The organism is Alkalihalophilus sp. As8PL (assembly GCF_040939795.1).
Classification (GTDB): Bacteria; Bacillota; Bacilli; order Bacillales; family Bacillaceae_D; genus Alkalihalophilus; species Alkalihalophilus lindianensis.
Genome location: NZ_CP162550.1, coordinates 142,370 through 167,964 on the forward strand (window position 1 = coordinate 142,370; position 25,595 = coordinate 167,964).

The 25,595-nt window shown below is 35.2% G+C and carries 28 protein-coding genes; 2 read left to right on the top strand and 26 right to left on the bottom strand.

Annotated elements, in window-relative coordinates; all coding sequences use genetic code 11:
• Positions 1-2 precede the first annotated feature (2 nt).
• From AB3N04_RS00710 to AB3N04_RS00755, 10 genes are all read right to left on the bottom strand, one after another.
• Positions 3-1,139 carry a hypothetical protein gene (locus AB3N04_RS00710; RefSeq protein WP_368502647.1) on the bottom strand — a complete coding sequence of 379 codons (1,137 nt, stop codon included), beginning with the start codon at positions 1,137-1,139 and terminating at the stop codon, positions 3-5.
• Between the two features lie 122 nt (positions 1,140-1,261).
• Positions 1,262-2,371, bottom strand: coding sequence for a bifunctional diaminohydroxyphosphoribosylaminopyrimidine deaminase/5-amino-6-(5-phosphoribosylamino)uracil reductase RibD (gene ribD, locus AB3N04_RS00715; RefSeq protein WP_368502648.1), 1,110 nt, complete (start codon positions 2,369-2,371; stop codon positions 1,262-1,264).
• A gap of 262 nt (positions 2,372-2,633) precedes the next feature.
• The gene (locus AB3N04_RS00720; protein ID WP_368502649.1) at positions 2,634-3,206 is read right to left on the bottom strand and encodes an NAD(P)/FAD-dependent oxidoreductase; all 573 of its coding nucleotides are present in this window, start codon (positions 3,204-3,206) and stop codon (positions 2,634-2,636) included.
• Positions 3,206-4,447 carry an MFS transporter gene (locus tag AB3N04_RS00725; RefSeq protein WP_368502650.1) on the bottom strand — a complete coding sequence of 414 codons (1,242 nt, stop codon included), beginning with the start codon at positions 4,445-4,447 and terminating at the stop codon, positions 3,206-3,208. Before AB3N04_RS00725 ends, AB3N04_RS00720 begins: the two co-directional genes overlap by 1 nt.
• Before the next feature lie 23 nt (positions 4,448-4,470).
• Complete coding sequence (locus AB3N04_RS00730) at positions 4,471-5,280, bottom strand: formylglycine-generating enzyme family protein (RefSeq protein ID WP_368502651.1); 810 nt, start codon at positions 5,278-5,280, stop codon at positions 4,471-4,473.
• Positions 5,273-7,102, bottom strand: coding sequence for a WD40 repeat domain-containing protein (locus AB3N04_RS00735; RefSeq protein ID WP_368502652.1), 1,830 nt, complete (start codon positions 7,100-7,102; stop codon positions 5,273-5,275). Before AB3N04_RS00735 ends, AB3N04_RS00730 begins: the two co-directional genes overlap by 8 nt.
• Positions 7,103-7,548: 446 nt before the next feature.
• The gene (locus AB3N04_RS00740; RefSeq protein ID WP_368502653.1) at positions 7,549-7,806 is read right to left on the bottom strand and encodes a hypothetical protein; all 258 of its coding nucleotides are present in this window, start codon (positions 7,804-7,806) and stop codon (positions 7,549-7,551) included.
• 14 nt (positions 7,807-7,820) lie between these two features.
• On the bottom strand, positions 7,821-9,662 hold the full coding sequence (locus tag AB3N04_RS00745; protein ID WP_368502654.1) for a WD40 repeat domain-containing protein: 1,842 nt from the start codon (positions 9,660-9,662) through the stop codon (positions 7,821-7,823).
• Complete coding sequence (locus tag AB3N04_RS00750; protein ID WP_368502655.1) at positions 9,649-10,350, bottom strand: GTP cyclohydrolase II; 702 nt, start codon at positions 10,348-10,350, stop codon at positions 9,649-9,651. The genes AB3N04_RS00745 and AB3N04_RS00750 overlap by 14 nt, the downstream gene beginning before the upstream one ends.
• Before the next feature lie 202 nt (positions 10,351-10,552).
• The gene (locus tag AB3N04_RS00755) at positions 10,553-11,782 is read right to left on the bottom strand and encodes a helix-turn-helix domain-containing protein (protein ID WP_368502656.1); all 1,230 of its coding nucleotides are present in this window, start codon (positions 11,780-11,782) and stop codon (positions 10,553-10,555) included.
• Positions 11,783-12,102: 320 nt separating this feature from the next.
• Between AB3N04_RS00755 and AB3N04_RS00760 the strand changes: the two genes are divergently transcribed.
• Together AB3N04_RS00760 and AB3N04_RS00765 are read left to right on the top strand one after the other, a co-directional pair.
• On the top strand, positions 12,103-12,261 hold the full coding sequence (locus AB3N04_RS00760; protein WP_368502657.1) for a hypothetical protein: 159 nt from the start codon (positions 12,103-12,105) through the stop codon (positions 12,259-12,261).
• Positions 12,262-12,863: 602 nt separating this feature from the next.
• A complete protein-coding gene (locus AB3N04_RS00765) occupies positions 12,864-13,355 on the top strand; it encodes a hypothetical protein (protein ID WP_368502658.1) in 492 nt (163 codons plus the stop codon).
• 46 nt (positions 13,356-13,401) lie between these two features.
• Here the strand turns inward: AB3N04_RS00765 and AB3N04_RS00770 are convergent, their stop codons facing one another.
• The 16 genes from AB3N04_RS00770 to AB3N04_RS00845 form a co-directional block, all read right to left on the bottom strand.
• Positions 13,402-13,656, bottom strand: a complete 255-nt coding sequence (locus AB3N04_RS00770) for a hypothetical protein (RefSeq protein ID WP_368502659.1) — start codon at positions 13,654-13,656, stop codon at positions 13,402-13,404.
• A gap of 173 nt (positions 13,657-13,829) precedes the next feature.
• Positions 13,830-15,002 carry a PQQ-binding-like beta-propeller repeat protein gene (locus AB3N04_RS00775; RefSeq protein ID WP_368502661.1) on the bottom strand — a complete coding sequence of 391 codons (1,173 nt, stop codon included), beginning with the start codon at positions 15,000-15,002 and terminating at the stop codon, positions 13,830-13,832.
• A gap of 141 nt (positions 15,003-15,143) precedes the next feature.
• On the bottom strand, positions 15,144-17,609 hold the full coding sequence (locus AB3N04_RS00780) for a DNA topoisomerase (RefSeq protein WP_368502662.1): 2,466 nt from the start codon (positions 17,607-17,609) through the stop codon (positions 15,144-15,146).
• Positions 17,610-17,756: 147 nt separating this feature from the next.
• On the bottom strand, positions 17,757-19,763 hold the full coding sequence (locus tag AB3N04_RS00785; protein WP_368502663.1) for an AAA family ATPase: 2,007 nt from the start codon (positions 19,761-19,763) through the stop codon (positions 17,757-17,759).
• Between the two features lie 138 nt (positions 19,764-19,901).
• On the bottom strand, positions 19,902-20,084 hold the full coding sequence (locus AB3N04_RS00790; RefSeq protein ID WP_368502664.1) for a hypothetical protein: 183 nt from the start codon (positions 20,082-20,084) through the stop codon (positions 19,902-19,904).
• A gap of 22 nt (positions 20,085-20,106) precedes the next feature.
• Positions 20,107-20,331 (bottom strand): hypothetical protein, encoded by a 225-nt coding sequence (locus tag AB3N04_RS00795; RefSeq protein ID WP_368502665.1) that lies wholly within the window; start codon positions 20,329-20,331, stop codon positions 20,107-20,109.
• A 33-nt stretch (positions 20,332-20,364) separates the two neighbouring features.
• On the bottom strand, positions 20,365-20,553 hold the full coding sequence (locus AB3N04_RS00800) for a hypothetical protein (protein WP_368502666.1): 189 nt from the start codon (positions 20,551-20,553) through the stop codon (positions 20,365-20,367).
• Complete coding sequence (locus AB3N04_RS00805) at positions 20,546-20,845, bottom strand: hypothetical protein (protein ID WP_368502667.1); 300 nt, start codon at positions 20,843-20,845, stop codon at positions 20,546-20,548. The genes AB3N04_RS00800 and AB3N04_RS00805 overlap by 8 nt, the downstream gene beginning before the upstream one ends.
• Positions 20,846-20,868: 23 nt before the next feature.
• Positions 20,869-21,399 (bottom strand): metal-dependent hydrolase, encoded by a 531-nt coding sequence (locus AB3N04_RS00810; RefSeq protein WP_368502668.1) that lies wholly within the window; start codon positions 21,397-21,399, stop codon positions 20,869-20,871.
• A 15-nt stretch (positions 21,400-21,414) separates the two neighbouring features.
• Positions 21,415-21,732 (bottom strand): DUF2325 domain-containing protein, encoded by a 318-nt coding sequence (locus tag AB3N04_RS00815; protein WP_368502669.1) that lies wholly within the window; start codon positions 21,730-21,732, stop codon positions 21,415-21,417.
• A gap of 97 nt (positions 21,733-21,829) precedes the next feature.
• On the bottom strand, positions 21,830-22,537 hold the full coding sequence (locus AB3N04_RS00820; protein WP_368502670.1) for a thermonuclease family protein: 708 nt from the start codon (positions 22,535-22,537) through the stop codon (positions 21,830-21,832).
• A 91-nt stretch (positions 22,538-22,628) separates the two neighbouring features.
• Complete coding sequence (locus tag AB3N04_RS00825) at positions 22,629-23,081, bottom strand: hypothetical protein (RefSeq protein WP_368502671.1); 453 nt, start codon at positions 23,079-23,081, stop codon at positions 22,629-22,631.
• Positions 23,082-23,086: 5 nt separating this feature from the next.
• On the bottom strand, positions 23,087-23,467 hold the full coding sequence (locus AB3N04_RS00830) for a hypothetical protein (protein ID WP_368502672.1): 381 nt from the start codon (positions 23,465-23,467) through the stop codon (positions 23,087-23,089).
• A 77-nt stretch (positions 23,468-23,544) separates the two neighbouring features.
• Entirely contained in the window at positions 23,545-23,688 is a 144-nt protein-coding gene (locus tag AB3N04_RS00835; RefSeq protein ID WP_368502673.1) for a hypothetical protein, read from the bottom strand.
• Positions 23,689-23,713: 25 nt separating this feature from the next.
• Positions 23,714-24,529, bottom strand: coding sequence for a hypothetical protein (locus AB3N04_RS00840; protein WP_368502674.1), 816 nt, complete (start codon positions 24,527-24,529; stop codon positions 23,714-23,716).
• 88 nt (positions 24,530-24,617) lie between these two features.
• The gene (locus AB3N04_RS00845; RefSeq protein ID WP_368502675.1) at positions 24,618-25,595 is read right to left on the bottom strand and encodes a hypothetical protein; all 978 of its coding nucleotides are present in this window, start codon (positions 25,593-25,595) and stop codon (positions 24,618-24,620) included.

The following is a 25,595-nucleotide window of genomic DNA, read 5'->3' on the forward strand; positions in this document are numbered from 1 at the left end:
CCTTAAATTAACTGTAATTTCCTTGATCTTTGTTTTTCATCCATCTTAGAAAGAGTTTCCTTCGCCCAGTACTCACACTCTTCAATCTTCATTGAATGACATTCATACCCCAATATCTGCTTTACAACCTCCATCTCTCTTTCAGTAAACACAACTCTTCCATCTTTAATTTCTTTTACCCCATCTAACACTTGGCCCAATTGATTAATTTCCAGTGCTCTCTCTAGTGTTAAATTATTTTTGAAGTCCACCTTCATTTCTCCTTGAGTAATTCTAATGGGATACCCGCCAGGTAGACCATTAACCCCTGGAGCATGAACCGACCTTCCCGTTTCATTTAAAAATTCTAATATAATATTCATTGAGGACGCAGCTGTCATAGACATGCCTACAAGTCCTCTAGTTCTCTTTAGCTTCTCTGGTATAATACTATAGATAGTATCTAAATCTATTTGACTCGTTATATCTTTACCTTTATGCGTAACAGCAATATGGTGAGGTAATCGTTCGCTATTTCCAACATTAGGTAACTTGTAACTAAAGTGATGATGAGCCGTGATAAATACTTCAATATCGGTAATATTGAAAGAGGTGGCTAGAGCAATAGCCTTCTTAATAGTCGGAACAATATTAGATACATTTCCTATTCCTACATGGGGACTCAAGTCTAATTCCCTTAAGGCTGGATTAACTACATCTGGATAGGAAGCATTTATCACCTTGATATCAAGACTGGAAAGCTTAACAGCTTTCATTAATTTATAAGTAAGTGTTAGATGTGTAGGTGTTTGCCATCCTGTATATGCATAATATAATTTCGCAAAGTCCTCTTTTGGTAAGGTGGTAGGTACCCAGTAGCTCATTAAAGAAGTAGCATTAAATATGATATCCGGTTTAAGTCTATCTAATGTTTCAATAGTTTCTTCTATATTGTCTAAATCGACTTTGCATACACTTAATTTTGGAGAATAGCCTAACTTATTTGCTACTAACTCTGCTAAATTCACTCTTTCTTTCATTTTTTCGGGATCTTTTCCACCAAATATAATTTTATGTTTCATATTAGTCCTTGAAATCATATCTAATATATTACTCCCGAGCACCCCTAAACCAATTATCAATAATTTTTTATTCTCCATAAAATAAAGCCTCCCTACAAACTTTTAATTAAATAATGTTTCTTCACTAAAATTTATACAGATGTTAAACTCAAGTTAAATGCAGCCAAATTTTTCTTAGTAAATGCATTTACTTAATCAAACTATTTTGACTTTTCACTCTTGGAGTATGTACACGTAGCAGTAATTTTAATATCCGAACCAATTTGATCAATAGTTTTCACTTCAAGATGAGGAGCTTTATTAAGTTCAGGAAACCCAATCCCACCTACTGGAGAGAGAGCATCAGTACCTCCAATAATTCTTGGGCTCATATACACAACTACCTCATTAACAACACCATCTCTAAAGAAACTGTCTATAATAGACGCTCCTCCCTCAACAAAAACTGAATTAATTCCTTCCCTGCCCAAGTAATCTAACACTTCTGTCGTATTCACTTGATCACTCTCTAGTTTAATTATTTCTAAGTTCGTATCAGCATAGCTATGTATTAATTGTTCACTTACTTGATTTGAGACAAAGACTATTGTTCGTGAAGTTCTATCAGTTGCTACATAACACTCTTTAGGAATTCTTAATCTATTGTCCAAAACAACTCTAATAGGGTGCTTATTCAATCCCTCATTTACCCTCGTTGTTAATCTAGGGTTATCACTTAGAATTGTGTTAATACCAACTAAAATGGCATCATGGTTGTTTCTATAATTGTGTACATCATTTCTAGCTCCTTCAGAAGTAATCCATTTACTTTCTCCTGTAGCAGTTGCAATCTTACCATCCAAACTAGATGCCCATTTGATCGTTACATATGGCAATTTATTCTCCTGAATATTTATAAAATATTTATTTACTTCTCTAATGTCCTTTTCTAGTAAACCCACGTCTACTCTTATACCTGCCTCAAGTAGTTTCTTAATCCCACCACCACTTACTTTTAGATTAGGATCTTGCATTCCAACAACTACTCGCTTAACTTTCTTTTCAATAATAAGATTGGTACAGGGCGGGGTTAAGTTTTCATGACAACAAGGTTCTAAAGTCACATAAAGAGTTGCTCCTTCAGCTTGCTGACCTGCCATTTCTAAGGCATAAACCTCAGCGTGATGGTCACCTCTCTTGAGGTGAGCTCCAACCCCAATTACGACTCCTTCTTTTACCACCACAGCTCCAACCACAGGATTAGGACTGGTTTGTCCTAAGGTTAATTTTGTTAGATCAAGTGCTGCTCTCATATAAGCAATATCTTTCATCGCTTTCTCTCCTAGCGTTTATATTACTCACCTTAAAATAATACAATTCATAAGTGGCCTCATTTTCACAATACAGGCATTTAAGCTTAAGTTTATTCTCGTTTCCTCTTATATGTGGTGATTTTAAAATGCTCACCCCAACTTTTACATGTTCTTCGCAAACCCACATAAAACCAGCCCTTTCAGCATCAAAAGAAATGTAAAATAAAATACTAAGCAGTATATACTTTTAATTTATAAAGAGCAGCACAAAAGAGTGCTGCTAAGCGAGAGTTTTATGGTGGTGAACTCTTTTACCAGACAATTTGCTAATGATATTTAACGCAACTTGTGCACCATTCCCTGCAGCGATGATAGCTTGAGAAGAGACTCCGACTAGTGTACCGCATGCATACACGTCTTGATGAGAGGTTTGATATTCAGTATCTACCTCTACCTTAAGTTTTACATAGGGTTCGTTGTTTTCAATTAAAGAAAGTCCTAGCTTCTCTGCGATCTTAAGTCCACTTTTCTGACCACTTGCTAAAAGAATTCTACTCGCAACAATAGGAGGATTGTTCACCATTTCAACGGAGAAGTCTTTATTATTCCGTTTAATATCTGTAACTTCGTCATTTAATAGAGAGATTTCTCGTGACTTGAGCTGATTTTTGATCTTTTCTAGGAGTTCCGGTCCACTTATTTCCTCTAAACCTAGATAATTGTCCAGCCATGCACTCTTCAATTGGGATTTTTCGGAGTTAATCAATATAACGTTTAGGCCAGCCCCTTTTAGAAATAAAGCAGCACTCATACCTGCCGGTCCACCACCAACGATGGCTATATCATATTTCATTACCTAACACCTTCCTTATGGTTAATTGGGATAGTAATATCTTTTTTCTTTAGTATGATGATAGATGTACCCATAACAATTAAACCTATAGTCATTAAAATTCCAATTAGAGAGAAAGAAAATAAAGCACCTACCCCACTGATTGAAAGACTTATAATACCTACTAAAATGGCTTGTAAAAGCATACTCATTGAGCTAAAGAAACTATTCACTTTTCCAATCATATTATTAGGGATATTAACCATCATGATATTTTTACGCAATACTCGGCTACCTGCATTCCCTACGCCTGCGAATAATCTCATACACAAGAAAATTCCGACTGTCGGAAACAATATAATCCCAATAATACCAACTAAATAAACTATATAAGTAATAATTATAGAGGTATAATCACCGAATCTTTGAGAAAGAACCGTAGCGGCTATCCCCCCTAAAATTGCACTTAGTGCATAAATAACACTTGCATACCCTTGGATATCCGGATTTGCTCCTAATTCACTATAAATGTAGACTGGGTTAAGATAGTTTCCTACTAAAACCATTATAAAAGGAACAAATGAACACATTAGCAGGACCATTAGAGCTTTGTTTTCCTTCATATAACTCCATGCACTGTTTAAGTCTTCTAACATTTTAGGTTTACTCGTAGTTGAATTCTTAGTAAACAACTGACTCTTATAAGGGATAAAAAATAGAATACCTAAAGCTACAAAGAAAGACGCTACATCCACCAAGAAAATGATCCAAAGGTCAATTCTGCCTACTAATAAAGCAACTAGACCAGCGCTAATAAAGGTAGCTGATTGACTTTGGACTTCCATTAGTCCATTAACTTTTTTATATTCATCTTTAGTAAATGACTCTTGAGTAAAAGCAAGTAATGCTGGTATTTGAACAGAAGAGTATATTGATGTAACAATCATAAGAATAATAAGTAAGTAAATACTCATCATTCCTGATAAAAGATACATGATTAGCACAACACTACATAAAATTCCCGCTATAAATTCACACAAAAGTAAGATCTTTTTCCGCGGAAATCGGTCAACTAATATCCCAGCATATGGCGCAAGGAAGAACATACCAATCGACACAAAGATAAAAAGAATACCGTAGGTTCTTTCTCCACCGTCCATGTTAATAATTAACCAGGGGATCGTGAAAGCAGTGATACCGGAACCTACAGAAGTAACTATATTAGCGGCAAATATCATATTCATTTTTCTACGCTGATTCATTAACTTCACCTTGAAATTGTGACCTAATTAATTACTAATCGAAAACCCGTATACCTAAATACATCATCCGGGTGTCTACCATGTCTGCGAGCTACCCTACAAAGGTCTCCTCCCCTAGCGAAGGACCCTCCTTTTAAAATGTAATATTTCTCACCAAGCTCATCCACTAGATCATCAGTGATTTTCACTCCGAAGGGATACACGTTATATTTAGTATCAACCCATTCCTCGACGTTTCCACCCATATCATATAGACCAAAATATGATTTACCTGCTTCATAACTTCTCACTGGAGTGGTGCGACCAATATTGGATTCAAAACTATTACATTTAGTGGGAGAAAAATCGTTTCCCCATGGGTAGACTCTCCGAGTAGACCCTCTTGCTGCGTATTCCCATTGGGCTTCTGTAGGTAGGCTCGCTTTCACCCCGTATTTCATTGAAAACCAATCAGCAAATTGAAACGCTTCTTGTATAGTTACCCCCCAAATAGGACATGTCATATCTCCACCCAAATCCTTATTTACTAAGCTCTCTGGTTCAGAAATATCACTACCCATATCAAGGCAGAACTCCTTATACATTCCATTCGTAACAAGGATATCTGATATCAAAAAAGGTTTTAGTTCTACTTCGTGTGAAGGATACTCTTTTAATAACCATTCCTTGAACTTCTCTTTATAAGATGGGTCAAGCAATCTTGTTTTCCAATAATCATTGGCTGCCTCTATTTCTTCTAAGGTACTACCTATAATGGCAGTACCTTTTGGTAATTCGATCCATCTAATATCCTTAATAGAACTCTTCAACACATCACCATCTAATTTATACATATAATTCCCTTACTTTAATTGGAGAGCCATCCACTATTCTATATACATTGATAAAACCACCATTGCCTCCAACTAACAAAATATCATGGTCTTGTTGACTCTCTATGCCAAGCATGCCTTTCGGAAAGTCATATAGAGGTTCCACTAGGTCTACCATCTCTTCTGTACCTTGTTTGTACACCCCAATTTGTTTTCCGTAGCTTATTACAAAGCTATATTCTCCGAGTAGTGAGCCATTCTCTTTTGTGTTCCATAATAACTCTGTGTAGGTGTTTACAGCTTCACCTTGGTCAAGATTTAACTCTACAAGTCCAAATGATCCAACAACAAACTCTTTTTCACCAAAGTTCATCATTCTTTTTGGATAACCATCTAAAGCAAATTCCCTGAGCACATTGAGTTCTGTATCACAAATGATAAAGTCCCCTGGTTTAGTTCCAATTACCTTTTCTCCGTTTTCTCTATAAGCTAGCACGTATACAGGAGCGTTTAATTTTGTTGTTCTAACAATCTTACCCTTCTCTACATCAAGTTCATAAACCTTACCGTTATCTAAACCAAGCAAACAGAATTGGTTTTCTGCATTCACTGCTACATTTTTAGGAAGGTCTTCGACAGTAGTATGCCAGAGAATTTCTCCCTGCTCATTACTACGGAAAATAATATTTTTTCGAGTTAGTGCAATATAAGAACCATCATTTAATGGTACGACACGGAATGTGATACCTAGAGCATGATTATTATCAAATTCAGGGGTGAAATGTACACTGTTATAAGGTGCATCTTCAAAGCGATATCCTTTTACACCTTTACCTGTTGCACAATAAATTAAATTACTTTCTGTCGGGTGACTTTCAATTGACCATACACACTTATAATCAAAATCTAGTTCATCTTTAATCCTTCCTTCTAGATCTGTTCTAATAAGTTCCCCACTTTGCATCAAAAGATATAAATCGTCTTCAATAGTGGAGCCTCCTATCAATTGATGTCTAAATGGACCTAGGATCTTTTTGAGTTTTAATTCTGATTCGCTATTGTCGTAGATGTGGACTTTCCCATCGAATCCACCTGCAATGACTAATGAATAATCATCTGAAAACTGTAAGAATTCCACATCATCAGTGGTAAAATGATATTCTTTTTTCTCGTACGTTTTCATATCTAATGTAACAATGCCATTACGCACATTTTTATCTTCATCTAAACCGTAATCTTGTGTTGCGATAAATCGACTATTCTTTTTGTCATAACGAATAATATGTACGTTTCCACTGTCAATAGAAATTTTCTTACTAAAATCATGCGTTTCAATATTACCTAGATGAAGCATTCCACACGTTTCTGAGATTGCCTGGATATCTGCATTTTCAACGCAAATACCATCTACAAACGAAAGCTCATTAAACGGTGGATGTATTTTAATGACATTAAATGTATCTTGATCTAGCACGACGAATTGAGCATAGCCATTAGTGGTGTATAGTTTTCCATTGAAAGCAGCAATTCCTCTTGCTAAGCTAGGGGAGGATTCTTCATCTAATGACTCTAAATATTCATTCTCTCTTAGTGAATAATCATCATGGAAATCTAGTGGTTGTAAAGTATCTGCATCCCACTTTCCGATTACACCTTTAATATCACGTGTAAATATAAATTCTTCAGTAAATGTAATAGCGTTAATCATATTTGTATAGGCTGTAGAAGGTGATGACTTTAGTAAGTTTAGTGATCGATCTAAATAATGTACCCTACCTCTAATATCTGAACAAAGTAAGCAATCTCTATTAGCTATATATGCTATTTTAGTAATTCTATCCATTGGTAAATCTTCTCCTTTTAAAAATAAGGCAGAGAGTAATCTCCGCCTTATTTACGTTAAGTATTATTAAATTATTTCTCAGATAACACTGGTACACGAGTTGGTTTTACAAATGGTTGCTTTTTCATTTTAATTTCCTCCTTTTGATTTATGATTTGTAGCTGCTACAACTTTATTTTTACGCATAAACAATAAATGCACAATTGGGAAAATTTCATAAAAAAACTTATATTATGACTCTACTCTGAAATTATATTTTTGAAAGAGATCGATTTTTAAAGAAATTAGTCTCTCTGGTTGCTTGATCATCAACTTTGTTGAACTAAGTAACCACTGCTTATTGAATATTATGGTTGGGAGATTTAAACTTTTAATAAAAAAACACCTTTGAAAATCAATCAAAGGTGTTTTAATCAGTTATAGATTTTGTTAATTAGATAATATCTTTATGCGGCTGGCGGCCAAATCGGATCACTGTTTAATAACGTTTGCTCCAAGGAAGTCGGCGGCCAAATTGGGTCACTGTGTACTACCATTTGCTCCAGGGAAGCCGGTGGCCAAATTGGGTCACTGTATACTACCGTTTGCTCCAGAGAAGCCGGTGGCCAAATTGGGTCACTACTTATTTCTGTGCTTTCTCCTCCAGATAAGCTAGCCAAAGTTACTGTCATAACCATAAAAAGAATCCCGATATGTTTTTTCATTATTCTATCTCCTTTTATTCTACATTCATTTTAACTAATTGCTTTGTTACTTTAAGATTTTGATCTACTTGATAAATACGCCCATCATAAGAACTCAACAAAGCATGATCTTCATCTGAACATACCGCTATACTACTTACTCCATTTTTAGCGGTGTTTGACTTAATAATAGTTTCACTGTTTAAATCTATAATGGTGACATTCCCCCAGTAATCGCCCACAATGATTTCTGATGCACTCAAAAAGGATACTGACTTCAGTGATTTATTTCCGAGATCAAAAGAACTTATCAACTTCCCAGTCCAAATATTAAACACTTTCAAGGTGAAATCTCTTGATACACTTGCTATAAGCTGTCCAGTAGGATCAATATCTACATCATTAATGATAGCTGTATGGCCAAGGTACTTTTCTATTATAACTCCATTTAGATCCCATGAGAATAATTCTCCTGCAGCTGAACAACTAACCCCAATATTTTTATTATTATTAACTGCTAGTGATTTTACTGCACCACTATGTATATTTATCGTTTTTAGTTTTAACCCATCTCTATCGGTAACAACAATTGCTCCACTATAACAACCTATAAACATATGTGTATGGTCATCGATTTTTATCCCTTTAATAGTATTAATGGGCCCTTCATTAATCAATATTTCTTGTCCTTCCTTACACTTATCCTTATTGCTAGAACAACTTGAACAACAAGATTTCTCTAATTCAAATACATGAAGCTTTTGGTTATGTGCCCCTGCATAGACTCTGCCATCAAAGAGTTCTACAGCATTCATGAGGTATCTACCAGAGGCTGGAATAAACTCATTAGTAAACTCCCCAGAGGTAATATTGCCCGCGCGTATAATACCATCATCACTAACAGAAGCAAAAGAGTCCCCCTCTACGGAAACCTCATTAAAACAAGCATTTCCATTGTTATTCTCCCCACCTAATTCTTTCATATATTTGCCGCTATGACTGTCCCAAATATGAACAGTACCATCAAATGACCCTGCGACTATATATGTTCCTGATGGCGAGAAGGTAAGTGATCGTTCCCACTTTGTATTAACTCCTTCAAAACTTAATTTCAGATTAAAATGATGTGAATCCCACAAAAGAATTTTCTGGTCATAGGCTGCTGACAAGATATCGCCATTCACTGGTGATATTGCCACTTTCTTTATCCCAGAACTATGAGCTTCAATTTCTTTAATGATTTCACCAGTTGCAAGCGAAATAATTCTAATCACGCCATCGTCACACCCTAATACGGCACGATTATTTAATGTATCAATGGCACAAGTATCTGTTTCTACATCAAAAGGGCCCCATAAGTTCAGCAACTCACCAGTATTGACGTCCCACATTCTTAGTGTCTTATCGTCACCGGTGGTAATAATCTTTCCACCAAAATAAGCAATTGATAATACGTCTTTCTCATGGCCTAAAATAATATTTTTTATAGAGCCATTCTCTAAATCCCAAATAATTATTCGTTTATCTCGTGATGTACTAATCCCCATTTTTTCGTCAACAAATACAAAATCCTCAACATCATCACTATGTCCTAGTAGGGTTCTGACTAACTTCCCTTCCTTTAAATCCCAGATTTTAATAGTGTAATCTGAAGAACAAGAAGCTACTAAGTCAACAAATGGACTGCTAACCACTTTGTTTACTAGATGATCGTGCCGGCCTAAAATGGAGAAAATCCCAGTTTCAAACTCAAAACTCCCTACTTTACCATCGTAGCCAGACGTAACTATTTTTTTATGATCTTCATTAAACAAAACAGAAGTTACTGGACCTTGATGCCTCTTTAACTCTTCTTTTTGTTTGCTAGTGATTGACATGTATTTTATTCTCCTCTCTTAAATGACCATTTTTATTAATTTTCGTAGTTAGATAATTTTGATTAAACTGATCCATCTCTCCCCAAATAGGAACACGCTCTTTTATATGAATTCCTAAATTTGAAAGGAAGCTCATTTTACTAGGATTATTTGTAATTAAAGAAATTCCTTCTACTCTTAAATACTGAATAATACGAGCTGCTTCATAATAATCCCTGTTGTCATCTTTCAATCCTAGTGCCTCATTTGCCTCCACTGTATCAAGGCCTACCTCTTGCAGGGCATAGGCTAAGTTCTTATTAAATAGACCAATCCCTCTTCCTTCATGATTAGCTAAATAAAAGAGAGCTCCATCCCCATGTTCCACAATTTTTTTTAGTGATTCGTCAAATTGATATCCACAGTCGCACTTTTGACTATGAAAAACATCTCCTGTATGACAAATGCTATGCATTCTCACTAGTACATCCTTCGCGTGATTAAAGTCTCCATATATAAGGATTGATGAATAGGTAGAGGTTATCTTACGAATCACTTTTTGAATATCCAGTTCCCCTTTTATGCTTGTCCATGTATACCATTTAAAGTCGTAGATAACTCCATTGACTTTAATCGGTAAAGTTGCGGGGCCAGCTAATACTATAGAAGTTTCACCTTCAACCGGTATAATGCTTAGTTTATCTACCAAGAAATTCTCTAAGTTAAATTTTTTTCCACTAATTATTTTTAACACCTCTTTTCTAATATTGCTTAATATAAAGATAAAACACACTCAATTAAAATAATATTGGGAAATTTTCAAAAACAATCGATTAAAAAACAAAAAAGTAACCATTGAAGAGATTCTTCTAATGGTTACTTATCATAAAAGGCAGTACTTATACCTATAACTAATCAATCACTTTATTAATAATCTCGTTAATTATTTGTTCAACACAGACTTCTTTGGTAGCATGTCTATTCTCTATAAGTAATTTGTAGCAATAGAAGAGTTGATCATTCTTCCCATTATCTTTAAAGTACGGGATGGCATGTGATGTTAAAAATCTCGCTAAATCCCTTTCCTGATTTTTTAAATTATACTGGTAAGTCTTAAACAGATAATAATAATGACTATTCTGCTTAGGACTACACTTCAGCAAAATTTCTTCTATTAATTCTATGGCCGTGTCAATTCCTTGACTATATTGTAGTTCTGCAAGTTCCGCTAAACTGTGGAGAAATTCATTCTCTTGTCCACACTTACTATAATAATCCATACAATTTTGAAATATTTCAGCTGCCTCTTGGTATTGCTTATTTTTCTTTAATACTCGCCCAAAATTGTGCATTGCTATCATTTCTGAGCGTTTATCATTCATTAGTTTAGAATGATATATGGTTTGATTAAAATATTCCCCTGCTTTTGTATACGCTTTTAGTTGAGTAAGAATAATCCCTAATAATAAGTTACAATGATTAATTCTCTCATAATTATATAAGGTCCTGAAGATATCTAATGCTTTATAGGCAAATTCAATCGCTTCTCCAAATTGGTTCAATTGCCCTCTACACAAAGCATAATAGTAATAAATTTCTCCTTTATTTTGAGGAAGTTCATCTAAGCATTCTTCGAATTTAATTATAGCTGCTTTATAGTCTTTCTCTTTTAATAACCTTAACCCTCGTACAAATTGTAATTTTTTCAATTCTTCCGTTGACAGAGATTTTTTTAATTTATTTAAAATCGTAAAGTAACTATCTGTTTTACTTACTTTGTCTACTAATAAATAATATTTAACTAAACTTAAATAATATAATGCTCCCGTTCCTACATATATAAAATATTCTTCCTTAGATTCAATAGATGAAACGATCTCATCGGCATTTTTAAAGTTACCGTATATTAACTCTTTATCCAATTCCTCTAATTGCTTTCTCGATCGGCCGTAATCAATAAAAACTTGATCATAACTACTTCCTAGACGTTCTAATAGCAAATTCAAACTTTCTTCATTCGCTTCTTTTGAACCATTTTCTATTTTACTAAGGTGAGTAATGGAACATATATCTTCTGCTAATTCTGATTGTGTGAGCCCCTTATTTATTCGTAATAATTTAATAATTTGTCCTATATCCATAAGAAATACAGCTCCAATCCCTTTAACATACACATCTATATTACCATTAAATAAGTAACTAATAAATTGAAATCACTTACAGTTATATTACGAGACTAAAGTTGTATGTTTTTAAGAGCTTCACCGTATGTTTAATTTCTTTAACCTTAATACAATAAGATTAAGATTAACCATTGTTTGCCAATCGGTAATCAATCCCACCTCCCCTCTTTATGTAAATCTTTCTTAGATACTGGTCAATATAATGAGCTAGAAATAAGACTCTATGAAAATGAACGTTTAACATTAATATCAGTCCCCATTGGTTTCGGCACTTTTTTGTGAACTATTCAGTAATGGAGTTAGGGCTGCCGATTGAACAAGTGCAGCATACAGTAGGTCATTCTTCTAGAACCACAACAGAAGGATACGTAAGCAAGCATCTACAGAAAAAGAATGATGCTTCCCTCCATTGGAATGAAAGCGAGTTTACTATTTAAAGAATAAATTAACATTCTTTATAAAATATAAAAGGAGTGCCTGTCTATTAGTAAACATAGACAGACACTCCTTTTCTCTGCAGTAACCTAAAATAAACTGCCGAGCGAAATTGATATTGCCGTAATCAAACACATAACAAGTGGTAAACCTAACCACACAAGTAATTTTTCTCGTATTTTTTTCTTTCGTTGTATTTCTTCGGGGGTTAAAAATTGCATATTTTTCTCCTTTTAATTAGTTCTATAGAAATTTAATGCATCGTATATAGAACCAATAATATTAATAGTTACAACGTCTTCTCGCACTGTTCCATTGGTAAGTCCTTGCTAAAACTTAAATTGACACTGTTAGACCATTAAAAAATCCCCATCTTTTAAAAAACCCTAAATACAATGGGCTTAAAAAGAGGGGGATTCCCGTTACTAATAGTATAAATCACCTATATCTATCGTTCAACAAAGATTTCATATTGTTTTTACTACTTTCATTAGACCAATGTTAATAGTATAATAGTTATAAATTAAAACCAGCGGGAAATCCCCTTCTTATGTATTTTTACATAGAAGGGGATTTTCTGTTTTTTTATGAAAGGGGAATTGTTGTGAAAAAATTAATGTTGATTAGTAGTTGTACTTTACTACTCCTAACGGGGTGTGGCGGTGGTGAAGATGCTGCTTTAGCCGCTCAAGAAGCGGCTACAGAAAGTTGGAACCTCTATACGGATGCTTTTACACAAATAGTAGATAATTCAAACGTTATTCTTAGCTCATACAACGATAGTATGGATAACCTATATGCTGGGGTACTAGGCAATCAGCAATTTAAAAACCAAGTAAAAGACTTAGTTCCTAAAAGTCGTGAACTACTAGCATTACTTGATGAAGTCATTTATGATGTAGACTCCTCTCTATATGAGTTCCATTCCCACGTGCTAACTCTTGTCAATGATCAGCACCATTTGTTATTGATAACGATACAAGAAGCCGACGATGACCGAATAAACCGAGAAAACCTACGTAGACAATATGTAGAAATCAAAAAACAGCAAATGGATCTAATTCAACAATTAAAAATGATAGGTGAAGCACAATAATAAAAAGCCCATGAGTCCTATTTTTAGGACAGTCATGGGCTTTCATTCAAAAGGCATAACGGTTGACGTAGTAAGCTGTATATTGCTCTTCGCTATTCTTTTCAATCCATTCTTCTTTAATTTTTATGTAGAATCCACCATTTTGATCACATATGACAACCGGCGCTATCACTCCCTCATCTTCTTGTTTTAGTTCTTCTATTGTGGGAAATTGAGGATCATGAATCTCTTGTTTGGTCGAAAGAACCTTCACCTCCTCCTTTTTGAATTGATTAATTAAGCCTTTGTTTGCTACAACCATACTTAAAACCTCCTTCATTTAACGAGAACATACGTTCCTTTTCATGATGTAAAAAAACCCATCGGTATCCAATTGGATGCACCCGATGGGTCACGTAAGTTTCATTAATAAATAAGTACAAACTTTATATTGAAATCATACCACTCTTCTCGACTGGTCTGCAATCACTTTTTTTATTTAATGGTATATAAGTATTTATTTGTAGTTAATACCATTGATCGATTCTTATTTATTGGTAGTTGAACATAACCATCGTATTCAAAGTTAACATTTAAACCTTTATCATATGCATAAAAAGCGTTCCGATTCGATAAGAAAAGACTGTCTTCCACTAGCAAAGGATCAGCCAACATCATTTCTTTGTCTTCAATCGTTACATCAGGAGTTAGGTTTTTACTTGAAATCACTTCCCCTGTTTCTCTATTGAGAAGATAGATCACTTCGTAAACAGTTCCAAATGCAATGTAGTTTCCATTACTAGCAATGGATGTAGATACACCATTAGCTCGTATGGTTGAATTTAGTAATCCATTTTTATTAGCATATGTGAATTCTGTTGACCTCCATTGGATGTCTTTGTTTTTTAAATCGACTGCATGTACGACCCCTTTGGAAGTACCTATATACAGAGAATCTTCGTATACACTTGGAGTGCCTAGTATTTTACCCTCTAGAGAAGTTGACCAGACTTGTTGGCCTGTAGATGCATCTAACTCTATTACTACCCCTTCGTATGAAGCAGCAATAACAGAGTCTTTCCATGCAACTAGACCGTTCTTCAATTCTGGAACCTTCACTTTCCAAAATACTTCACCCTCTTTGTTAAAGGCTGTTACGGTTCCATTAGTAGAAGCAATTACAAAGGTATCACCAACCACAACCGGAGAATGGTCAACGACTTGTTCATGTGACTTAGACCATACCTCTCTTCCATCTGTTGCGTTTAATGCGTGAAGATTATCTTCACTAACTAAGATAATGTTCCCCTCGTAATAAACAGGCGAAGTTGTTACCTGACCTTCTACATTCACTCTCCAAATGATTTCACCATTTACATGATTGATTGCCTGAAGAACACCATTATCAACAATATAAAGCACTTGATGCTGTTCTCCTTTAATGAATTCATCTACAATAATGGGAGTATGTGTTGGTACACTTCCATCTAAAGAGTGCTGGTATACTAATTCACTAACTTCTTTCAATTCATTGTTCTTATCACTATCTCTAGCAGTTACTGGTACGATTTGTTCTTTATTAACACTCTCCTTATCATTGCTCGCAAAAATATTTAATCCTGTAAATAATAACACTACCGTCCCTAAGAAAATTAAAAGTTGTTTCATGATTCATTCCCCTTTTTGAATTATTTTAAATACACAAAAAAGCCCATAGGATTTATAAGACATACGTCGTCTCAAGCATCCTATGGACTCGTTGATTGATTAAATATAAATAGGTGTAATATATAAATAGTATACCATTAATTACTGTCTCCTGGAATAAACTTTCAAGCGATTTTCATTGTCATCCCAACTTAAATACCCATTGAATATTCGATCTTTTTCACCGATAAAACCTTCTAATAAATCCGTCTTTCCATTTTTTATTATTTGCATAACATGTTTTCTTTCAATTCGTTTACCTAAGAATTTCTTAGGTATAAACAATCCGCAATCTTTTTCTTCATAGTTAGAACAGCCATAAAACTTATCTAGTTCTATTACCGTTCCTCCACAAAGTAGACATTCTCCCACTTCATGATCAGGAAACACAAGTTGTACTTTTTTCTCAGCATGGTCCCATTCTAAAATCGCATTAAATTTCTTACCTGCGCTGTTTTTGAATCCTTTAAGCTCCTTTGTTCTTCCTTTATTCAATAAATCCTTGATAGTATTTTCACTTAACTTTTTACGAATAAACATGTCTGATAATACAAAATCACACTTTGTTTTATTATAAGCAGAACATACATAGTAAGTAGAGCCTTTTTTTGATGATATAGTCTTATGAACTGCAGACTTACAAAGGGGACATGGACCCACATTTAATTCTTCTTTTGCTTGTTGAACCAATGGCGCCAAGTGATCCCATTTCAACTTGATCGCTTCTAGGTCCATATATAGTTTATTCGTATGATTTTTCACTTTATCAATAAATGTTGCAGGAGAAGCTTTTCCCTCTCCTATGGAAGTAAGCTCCTTTTCCCAATGAGCAGATAAGATAGGGCTAGTTATATCGGAATTAGGATTAATTGCTCGATAAATAATCATACCAACCGAGGTTACGTGAATTTTGCCATTTATATATTTAAAGTATTGTCTATCCTCCAGAAGTTTTACTATTCCTGCTCGAGTACTTTCTGTACCAATTGATAAACGTTTCACTTCACTTTTATTTAACTTTTCTTCCTCTACCTCTTCCTCTGAAAGCTTTTGACCAGCTGTACGCATAAAGCCGATTATAGTTGCCCCTGTATATCTACTTGGAGCTTTTTCTTTCTTTTCTCTTATTTGTGCCTCAGTAACGATGCCAGTGCAGCCTTTTACGAAGGCAGCTGGTATTAGTTGATCTTCCCCATCTTTATCAACTGATGCATATAATTTTTTCCATCCTGATTGTTTTACTTGCTTGCCTTTACTTGAGAACATCGCTCGATTATCAACGCAAATTGTAACATCTGTATAGTCAATTATTGCATCATCGTGGTGAGCAGCAAGTAACCTTTTAACTACCATCTTATAGATGTCTTGTTCTCTCTTGCTTAGAGACTCAAGTGTAGGAATTTTGTTTGTAGGGATAATAGCGTAGTGATCGCTTACAGTTCCTACATATCTCGCTTCACCTATTAAAGTATCTTTTTGTAATGGATAATAACTCTTAAAGACTTCTAAATCTTTAAGCCGGTTCAATATATCAGGTAGCTCTTCTGCTTCCGCTTCAGTAACCCTTGTAGAATCTGTTCTAGGATAACTTGTATAACCGGCATCATATAGTTTTTGTAATGTACTTAGCGTTTCATCCGGCTTTAAGTTTAGTTTTTTATTTGCTTCCATCATTAGGGTTGATAAATCGAAAAGTGTGGGTGGCTTATAGTTCTTACGTTCTTGTTTTACATCTACCACTTCAAAATTCTTTCTGTACGAAAATTGTGCGATTTTCTTAGCCAATGATTCATCATACAGTATCGATTCTTTCGTTTCTATATTTGCATTAAACCACACACCTTTAAGACTATCTTTTGAATCCCCTTTAAATGTGCCTTCAATATTCCAGTAAGGCTTTGCTTCAAAATTCGCAATAGCCTCTTCTCTTTTGGCTAACTCTACGAGTATGCAGGTTTGAATCCTTCCGAAGCTTGCTAATTCGTTAAGAATACCTGCTTTTTTTAATTCGAGTGTATATCCTCGACTTAAGTTAATCCCGATCAAATAATCCGCAATAGCACGAGCTTGGCCCTGTAGAAAGAGCGGATACGTATGCTTTGCATCTTTCCTATCGAGTACCGCCTTTTGAATACTCTTCTTTGTTAATGAAGCACACCATAATCTAGATAAGGTTTTATTTTTAACGTTGCAATGATTTAAAATAATTCTTGAAATAGCTTCCCCTTCGACTTCTGGGTCTGTAGCTATTACAATTTCTTCAACAGACGGATCTTCAACCGCTTTTTTTATCGTACTAAAAACACTTTTACGATCGGATATTAATGTGTAAGGGATAGAATCTGGAATGATGGGCAAGTCACTTAAACGCCAATCTTTCCATCCTTCTTTAAGTTCCCCAGGATACTTTAATCTAAATAAATGGCCAACGGCATACACAATCTTTCCTCCGTTTGGCGCGTAGATTGATGGGGGAAGGGAATAATGATCTCCTGTTTTCTTCCCACCTAGTGATTCTGCATATGCTTTGGCTTGACTTGGCTTTTCTGCTAATAAAATTAAGGACACTAGTCTTTTCCCCTTCCATAAAAAGTCCAAAAAAAAAAGCAAGAACCGCCTTTTCCCGAAGGAAACGCGGTTCTCGCTTTAAGGAGAGTGATTTATACGAATATAAATCACTATATAGGCAATACTACCATACTTTCGTTATCGATTTCAACTAGCATTAGATAGATTACCAATTATATCTTTGTCTGTGATTGTCGTTAAGTCTTCTCTTGTTACCTCTACTTCAGTAGCCAATCTTTGCGCTAGGTTTCGCTCTGCTTTTTCAAGGACATTACGTACTAAACGTCCATTACCTGCATCGTTCTTTCCTTGAGCACTGCTATAAAAGTTCAGAAGCTCAATTTTAGCAGCTGCAGTTAATTTATACCCTTGATTTTCAGCCATTAATGATGTGATCTCTAACATTTCGTCTGTAGAATAATCTTCAAATACAAAAGTCTCAGGAAAACGTGAGTGTAACCCACTATTTGCTTGAAAGAATTCACCCATTTCCTTTGTGTAGCCAGCGACAATGACAATCAAGTTCTCCCTGTAATCATCCATTGCTTTTACTATCGTATTGATTGCCTCTTGACCAAAATCATTCGGCCCACCGCTTGCCAGAGCATAGGCTTCGTCTATAAAAAGGATACCACCTAACGCTTTTTCAATAACTTTTTTCGTTTTTACAGCTGTTTGACCCACATAACCAGCTACAAGATCACTACGATCTACCTCTACTAATTGACCCTTCTTAAGTACGCCCATTTCTTTAAATAGCTCCGCTATAATCCGAGCAAATGAGGTTTTACCTGTCCCTGGGTTCCCCTCAAAAACCATGTGTAGAGATTGGTGCTTCACTGGTAAGCCTTGTTCTTCTCTCATTTTTTGGAATTTAACATTAGATGCTAAAGAGCGAACGTGTTGTTTAATCTTATCGTTACCAACGAAACTCTCTAATTTCTTTTCAAGATCAAAAGCTTGCTTATCTTCAGATAATCCAAAATCACACGGCTTTAACAGGTAGTAAGTGTGACGCTCTTTGTGCTCTTCACTTTTTAAGCGTTTCGACTGAGTACGAATAGCTTGCTCAATGACATTCCTTACTAACCTTCCATTACCAGCATCATTTCTCCCTACAAGCTGCTTAGACTCCAACACTTCTTTTAAGGCTTCTTCTGCCCCCGATCCTAATTTAAAGTCCTTTTGTACAAGAGTACTTTTAGCGATATCCATCATTTCGTCCATCGTATAATCTTCAAATTCAACAGTCATTGGGAACCTAGACTTTAGACCACTATTAGCATCTAAAAATTCTTCCATTTCATTACTGTACCCTGCCAAGATAACAATTAAATCACCACGGTGTTCTTCCATTTCACGAACTAATGTGTCAATTGCTTCTTTACCAAAATCTTGCTCGCTGCCTCTAGATAAGGCATACGCTTCATCAATAAACAAAACTCCACCTAACGCTTCTTTGACCTTTGCTTTCGTTTTTTCAGCTGTTCCTCCCACATGAGCTGCAACTAAATCTTCCCGTGTCACTTCAACCAAGTGTCCTTTTGAGACAACATCTAAGTGGCTTAAAACCTTTGCCACAATACGAGCAACCGTCGTTTTACCAGTACCAGGATTACCTGTGAAGATCATATGAAGACTTTGCTGCTCAATCCTTTGTCCAAAGCGATTACGCTCCTTTTGTATCTGAACAAAATCTACGATCTCATGAATGCGTGTTTTCACTGTATTTAAACCAATTAATTTCTCTAAAGATTCTAAGGCAAAATCAAGATCCGTTTTCATAACTTCTCTTTCTTCATACCATACTTTGATTTCATTAGGTTCCACTGGCTTATTCAGGATATTATCTTCCTCGGTCAAGCTATCTAAGAACTCGTAAAAATCTAACTCAGGGAGTATATCTTCTTTAACTTCATCTGATGCAAGAGATCTTTTCTCATTATTTGAATACTTAGGTACTTTCCTCTTTATGCTATCCATTAATGGTTGCGATACTTCAGTCTCTTTCCTCTCATTAGGAATTGAGAATGATGGTGCAGTACCAATTGAACTTGTTTCAGTGTACATTTCTACTTCCTTATATAACTGGAATTTTCTCATAGTTAAAAGTAATACTGTATCGTAAGCTAACATTGCAATATATATAAACATGGCAGACCCTCCAATGGACGTTCCTTTATCTGATTCTATTATAAATCATTTTCCAACAAAACCTAAAAAAGCCTATTAGACATCACTTTAGTTTAAACAAAAGCAATGTCTAATAGGCTTTGCAATGAATGTAGACTATCATAAAGGGTGTGCCATATGAAAATCTACCATTCGTTTAATTTTTTCTAATGATTCTCTCCCCGTTAGGTTATTCATTTCTTGGATGAGATATTTCATATGATCTTCAGCAGCTACCTTTTTACTAACATGCTGAGACGTATCATTTAATACTTCTTCTGCCTCCTTGTAATGTTTGTACAACGTACATAACCTCTCCATTGATTTAAGATACATATAATTTTTCCAGCTCCTTATCGATTATTTTCAAAGGTAATCTTTCTTCTTCAAAAATCCTTGTGGGTTCTTTTTCTAGAATAGCTGATCCACTAATAGTATAAAAAACACCTTTTCTTGGGTCAAAGCCAGCAGCAACTTTATTATTTCCTTTATTAACTAGAAGACCTCCATCTAGTAACCACTCTATTTTCTGAGTAAGTGTGGAATTCATCTAGGTACCTCCTAACGCGCTACGTGCTTTTATTTAACAAAATTCCGCTTCTTCATTTACTTCTAATAGCGGACTATCAATAGTCAATTCTTTAATGGTATTTACCGAAAGAATAAGAGTGATCTCCTCAAAATCGTTATCTGATTTATCATGAACAATATTTTTATCGGATACCACTAACCCACTACTTTTAAGTTTAAAAGCCTTAATCATTTTATTCATCTTCCACTTCTCCCCTTTCACTTATCTGATTATTCAACCGAGAATGATAAAAACATTGGTCTGCTTCTAAAAGTGCATCATAAGCTCTAGTACTTGCAGGCGCTTCGTATTTTGATTCGATCTCTACTAATGCAGCTTTATACATTTCGGCTCTTTGCGCTTGTTCAATTAACCAATTCATTACTTGGACATTCTTGTGATCGGTTGTCTTACCTTTAGCTTGATTAAAAGCGTAATGTAAATCATTACGTAAATCTACAGCCTCTTGCAGTAAGGATTCAACCTTATTCATTTTACTCAACTCTCTTTCTTCTATTAAACAAGATAAAGGATCAAACCTACATTAACCAATGCTAAAACGCTTGCTACTAACCTCTCCTTGTAAGAACCTGTACGGAAGGTGATAGGCGTTCGGATCTTCTGGGGGATGAACGGCCACAATAACGGAACACCATGAGGTGTCATAGAATCACCAATGGCATGAGATAACATACCAATACCCAATCCAATACTGTATAGTAAAGAATCCGCTACTCCTAAAGTATTTAAGCCCCCATAACATACTCCTGTTAAAACAACTATAAAGAGTAATGTGTGGGAAATGGTTCGATGACCGAAAAGTAGTTTAAAAAGGTGTGGAATTACCGGTATCATTCTTCCAATCTTAGAACCAGGTTCATCAATATCTAGAAAGATGCTGCCTATTAATACAAAAAAGAGAAAAAGTAGATAATTCAATTCAAAGATCGTCGATTGCATCCATGGTGTTAAACCAATAAAGTTAATCAATAAGATGGCTAGTAAACCCCAAGTTAGACCGAATATTTGATGAGTAACTGCTAACATATACCCAGCGCCTCCTTAACCCACTAGTGAAGCTGCAATTGATTCTTCACTAACTTTGTTTAGTGCTCCTGAAATTCCTCGGCCCTTATGGAAGGTGATAGGCGTATCTAACTTTTTACAAAGCTTTTTAATCACATACATCGCATTGTGCGAACAGGCACCTTCCAGAATAACTATCGCATCACTTTGTCGCACTAAAGTCTCTAATTTCGTTCTAAAACTTGGTCCGCTTGAAGGCTTGCCATCATGATGCACCACCTCAAACCCTTTCTTCTTGCCTGCCTTAATAAAGTTCTGTTTTTGTGTACCACCTACAACCGCTACTTTTAACATTCCATTTCCTCCTCATATTTCCCATTTGTTAGATTGATTGGTTGTAGTATACATAGATTTCTATTAAAGGTTAAATTCAGTTCTGAAGAGGGGGAAATTATTCTCCCCACATTCCTACTCCATCTTGTTTTGCTTGTTGTTCAATTCCTTTAAAAATAGATGCATAAGTTGTGTGTGGCGCAATCGACATAATGCTCGCATAGCCCTCGTGAAGTAGTAACGCATTAAAATTCCCTAATAAATTTCCTTCATCTAACCAAATATGAGCTAATAGTCGATCATATGGATCATAGAGAGCGTCTTCTTTAACTTCCAGATACACCGTACGGTTCAATAGATGAGAAGAGGTGAAATTTGTAGCTTCTGTTCCAAATCGTTCAGGCTTGGAATAATCACCGTTAGTAGAAATCTCCGGAGCGTCAACACCAATCAGCCTTATCTTCTGATCTTTTAAAATGATATGCTCCTCATTTTCAGCATTTCCAATTACTACTTCATCTATGGTGATTGTGTCGCCATCAATAATACCAATTACCTTTGCAGGGTATAACTTTCCTTTTGGCTTAGTCGGGTAATACTCATATGTAGTAGTTTGCTCATCTTTTGAATCATCGCCATTACTAGCAGCTCCTTCACCTTCAGTAGATGGTCCAGTTAACGTTTTATCTCTGAGCTGGTCTAAGGTTTCAGCAAAGTCAACAGGATTAGCACCAGTGAAATCCTGTGATCCCTCAATAAAGTCACCCATCTCACAACCTGAAAGTAACCCCACCATCATCGCTAATCCAACTAATCGTTTTTTCATTTTCCTTCATCCTCCCTCAAAAAGACCCCAAATAATAAAGTCTGGGGCGTTGGGTAAACTATATCTTTGTTGTTCCTAAATGATAAATTTGTTAATTGAACGTGTATGTGTAAGAAGCCACTCTTCGTATAGTATTACTTCTCGTTTTGAAGTATTGATCAGAACTCGATTCTACTAATGCAATAACAGATGGACCCATAACAATATCCTCAAAGCCATACACAGGATGCACATAAATTTCTGGAAAAATCGAGTTACTATCATCCATGACAATAAATTCTATAACTTCGTAATCTCCTTCATTCATGCCCGAATTTAACTGAAAGGTTTCATGAAAGGTATCTAATGCTTTTCCTTCATTAAAAACAATTTGTCCTTGCGCTAACTCCGCAGTGTTTAATTGTAGAGCAGCATCATGTACAGCTATTTCCATATCTTCTTTTATATACTTAGCTGATCGACTAAACGTAGATAATTCAGTCATAGCTATAAAATTTACCGCGATTACTGTAACGACGATTAACACTCGGATCATCTCACCCATAAGCGTTACCCTAAATGCTCACTCATAATATATCGTTTGATAACCATCGGTTGATCATCACCTGTTGGAAAAAATGGAATAACAGTTGTTTTAGGATGTGGGATACTGATTTCTACCACCATTCTCTCCCCCCGACTCGTTAAAGATTCTGTACCTGTAATTTGAATTTGATCAGATTTATAATTATGATTTTCTACTAGATAATCGCGAATCATTTTATAAATGGTTTCATCATATCTTCCTTGCAAGGCTGCTTCTTTTTGACCTTCATATGTTGCGATCCTAAGAGTTTCTTCTACTTGAGATGCATTCATAAAAAGAATCGGTTGGAACGTACCCCATACGATTAACGGAAGCAATAATAAATAAGATAAAAACTTATCCATGTTACACCCACCTATACTCTTTATAAAACAATAAGACAAAAGGATTACCCTTTTGCCTTATTGAAAGTTTATTACCACTATTGTAAGTTTGTACCCTCGATTACTTCAATTGCTGCCTTTGTCTTACTATCAAGTGCATCGTTTACATCTCCCTCGAATAAGGTAACAAATACGAATACACAGAATACGATAAATAATAAAGTTGCTACGAATTTATCCATTTTTACAACACTCCTAAAATAATTTTTAAATATTTGAAGAATTCATGCTATCAAGTGCAAGCGATAATACAAACAAAATGAACCAAACAATAATGAATGCATTAGTTATCCCGAAGAATAGAAAATATATATTTTTCTTCTTACTTCCTTGCTGGAGCTGTCTCTCATTATGAGAAAAAGAGAATACCTCTGCTTCACTTTCAATTATCCGTAAAGCCTCTGCTTTACTTGTGCGATCAAGCCTGTACAAAATCTCACCTAGTGTTTCTGCATACTCACCTCCAATTAGACTAGAAAAGCTTTTCTTTGCCATATGTGTATCAGTTTTCCACAATGATATAAAGCGAATTAAAGCTAAATCAATATGATTAAAGAGCGAAGAGGAATCTTTGATTAAGTTATAGACATTTACTTCTTGACCAGGTCCCAAGCTCTCCAATTCTGATTTCAAAACATCATAAAATACAAACATCTCAGTCAGTCGTTTATCTTTCTTATCATTCGCTATAGCTGATAACATCCACCGTGTAGGTGAAAAAGAAAGTTCCGTTGACATCCCCAAGTAAATCATAACCGGATAGATCAGTTGGGCATCCAATGCTGGGTTAGTCAGTAGAGGATAGATTGTGAAGAGGATAAAACTCACTACCACAACTGATGCACGTATAATTTGAAATCTCGTACCATTTACCCCTAAAGGGTAACCTGCTAGTGCTAATAATTCATCACTTTTATGAGCTTCAGTTTTCTTTTCAAAGGATTCCTTTTGTTCTAATAGTTTCTTTCTAAATCTCAGTCGATATTTCTCACGTTGATTTATACTTGTTAAACTGTAGTACAAGATTCTAACCCCAAAAAGCAAACATGCAGTATACACTGAATAGACGATTAGTAGCATGATAAGATCTGTACTAATGAATGCCCCCTCCTTACATATCCGCTTTTGGTTTTCTGAGAAGCGTTGCTAAAAATAAACTAAAAATGGTCCCAATTAAACAGATCACAAACATAAACAAAGTTCTCTCGTTATTAAAGTAGTACCAGAAGTCCCTTACACCAGCAGTCTGATATCCTAGATAAACTACATAGGGCAACAAGATCAATGGCATATATCCAACCAATACAGCTTCTAAGTTAAATGTCTTTTCTCGCTCCATATCCTGCTTTCTCTTCTTAATATCATCATGTAAGCTCTTTAAAGACTGAGATATATCAGCGTTTCGTAAGTGACCATTTATGATTAGCTTTCCAAACCTCTTAGCAAACACTGTATTTACACTGTACATGAACACTTCAATTGATTTTTTAAATTCTACTTCTGAACGGTCCTTTTGGATTGCACTAAGTAATCTCATCATAAGAGGTTGCATATATGGGTCTTCTACATCCTTTACCGATTGATAAAACGTGTAATATAGATCCTTTTGTGAACTTTGATAAATTTGCAAGAATGTTGTTACTACATTCATGAAAGCATATGAGGTTTTATTGCGAATGCTCGCTAGTTTAAACCTCGCGTAAAAGTATGGTGCTAAACCAACTGAAACACTCACCATAACCGCAATTTCTATACTACCTAACATAGTGTAAATGACCGAAAAACTTGTGATAAATAGCAAGAGACTAATAATAATGAAATTAACTACTTCAACAATCCCTATGTTTTTTTGACTTTTAATACTTGAAAGCAATCTCTCTAAGTGAGTATAAGTAGAGGACTTCTTCGTTTTTTCACCATCTTCATTTAATTTAGCTAACTTACGTGCAGCGCGTAATCTTTTTTGATTTCGGCTAGCTTTTTGAATTGCTTTATTGAAACCCATCAGGCTTGCAATCCCCCATAAACCATAGAAGAAAGCAGTATATCCAATAAGTTTCATAGTAACTTCCAGTAGAGGCCCTACCAT

What these genes read in the sequence shown, in the direction of transcription:
- AB3N04_RS00740 (WP_368502653.1), bottom strand. Translation starts at nt 7,806, where the DNA reads ATGAAAAAACATATCGGGATTCTTTTTATGGTTATGACAGTAACTTTG.
- AB3N04_RS00825 (WP_368502671.1), bottom strand. Translation starts at nt 23,081, where the DNA reads ATGGGTGAGATGATCCGAGTGTTAATCGTCGTTACAGTAATCGCGGTA.
- AB3N04_RS00830 (WP_368502672.1), bottom strand. Translation starts at nt 23,467, where the DNA reads ATGGATAAGTTTTTATCTTATTTATTATTGCTTCCGTTAATCGTATGG.
- AB3N04_RS00730 (WP_368502651.1), bottom strand. Translation starts at nt 5,280, where the DNA reads ATGTATAAATTAGATGGTGATGTGTTGAAGAGTTCTATTAAGGATATT.
- AB3N04_RS00815 (WP_368502669.1), bottom strand. Translation starts at nt 21,732, where the DNA reads ATGTTAAAAGTAGCGGTTGTAGGTGGTACACAAAAACAGAACTTTATT.
- AB3N04_RS00795 (WP_368502665.1), bottom strand. Translation starts at nt 20,331, where the DNA reads ATGAATTCCACACTTACTCAGAAAATAGAGTGGTTACTAGATGGAGGT.
- AB3N04_RS00745 (WP_368502654.1), bottom strand. Translation starts at nt 9,662, where the DNA reads ATGTCAATCACTAGCAAACAAAAAGAAGAGTTAAAGAGGCATCAAGGT.
- AB3N04_RS00835 (WP_368502673.1), bottom strand. Translation starts at nt 23,688, where the DNA reads ATGGATAAATTCGTAGCAACTTTATTATTTATCGTATTCTGTGTATTC.
- AB3N04_RS00755 (WP_368502656.1), bottom strand. Translation starts at nt 11,782, where the DNA reads ATGGATATAGGACAAATTATTAAATTATTACGAATAAATAAGGGGCTC.
- AB3N04_RS00775 (WP_368502661.1), bottom strand. Translation starts at nt 15,002, where the DNA reads ATGAAACAACTTTTAATTTTCTTAGGGACGGTAGTGTTATTATTTACA.
- AB3N04_RS00785 (WP_368502663.1), bottom strand. Translation starts at nt 19,763, where the DNA reads ATGTTTATATATATTGCAATGTTAGCTTACGATACAGTATTACTTTTA.
- AB3N04_RS00770 (WP_368502659.1), bottom strand. Translation starts at nt 13,656, where the DNA reads ATGGTTGTAGCAAACAAAGGCTTAATTAATCAATTCAAAAAGGAGGAG.
- AB3N04_RS00725 (WP_368502650.1), bottom strand. Translation starts at nt 4,447, where the DNA reads ATGAATCAGCGTAGAAAAATGAATATGATATTTGCCGCTAATATAGTT.
- AB3N04_RS00710 (WP_368502647.1), bottom strand. Translation starts at nt 1,139, where the DNA reads ATGGAGAATAAAAAATTATTGATAATTGGTTTAGGGGTGCTCGGGAGT.
- AB3N04_RS00820 (WP_368502670.1), bottom strand. Translation starts at nt 22,537, where the DNA reads ATGAAAAAACGATTAGTTGGATTAGCGATGATGGTGGGGTTACTTTCA.
- AB3N04_RS00805 (WP_368502667.1), bottom strand. Translation starts at nt 20,845, where the DNA reads ATGAATAAGGTTGAATCCTTACTGCAAGAGGCTGTAGATTTACGTAAT.
- ribD (WP_368502648.1), bottom strand. Translation starts at nt 2,371, where the DNA reads ATGAAAGATATTGCTTATATGAGAGCAGCACTTGATCTAACAAAATTA.
- AB3N04_RS00810 (WP_368502668.1), bottom strand. Translation starts at nt 21,399, where the DNA reads ATGTTAGCAGTTACTCATCAAATATTCGGTCTAACTTGGGGTTTACTA.
- AB3N04_RS00845 (WP_368502675.1), bottom strand. Translation starts at nt 25,595, where the DNA reads ATGGTAGGGCCTCTACTGGAAGTTACTATGAAACTTATTGGATATACT.
- AB3N04_RS00735 (WP_368502652.1), bottom strand. Translation starts at nt 7,102, where the DNA reads ATGGATAGAATTACTAAAATAGCATATATAGCTAATAGAGATTGCTTA.
- AB3N04_RS00800 (WP_368502666.1), bottom strand. Translation starts at nt 20,553, where the DNA reads ATGAATAAAATGATTAAGGCTTTTAAACTTAAAAGTAGTGGGTTAGTG.
- AB3N04_RS00720 (WP_368502649.1), bottom strand. Translation starts at nt 3,206, where the DNA reads ATGAAATATGATATAGCCATCGTTGGTGGTGGACCGGCAGGTATGAGT.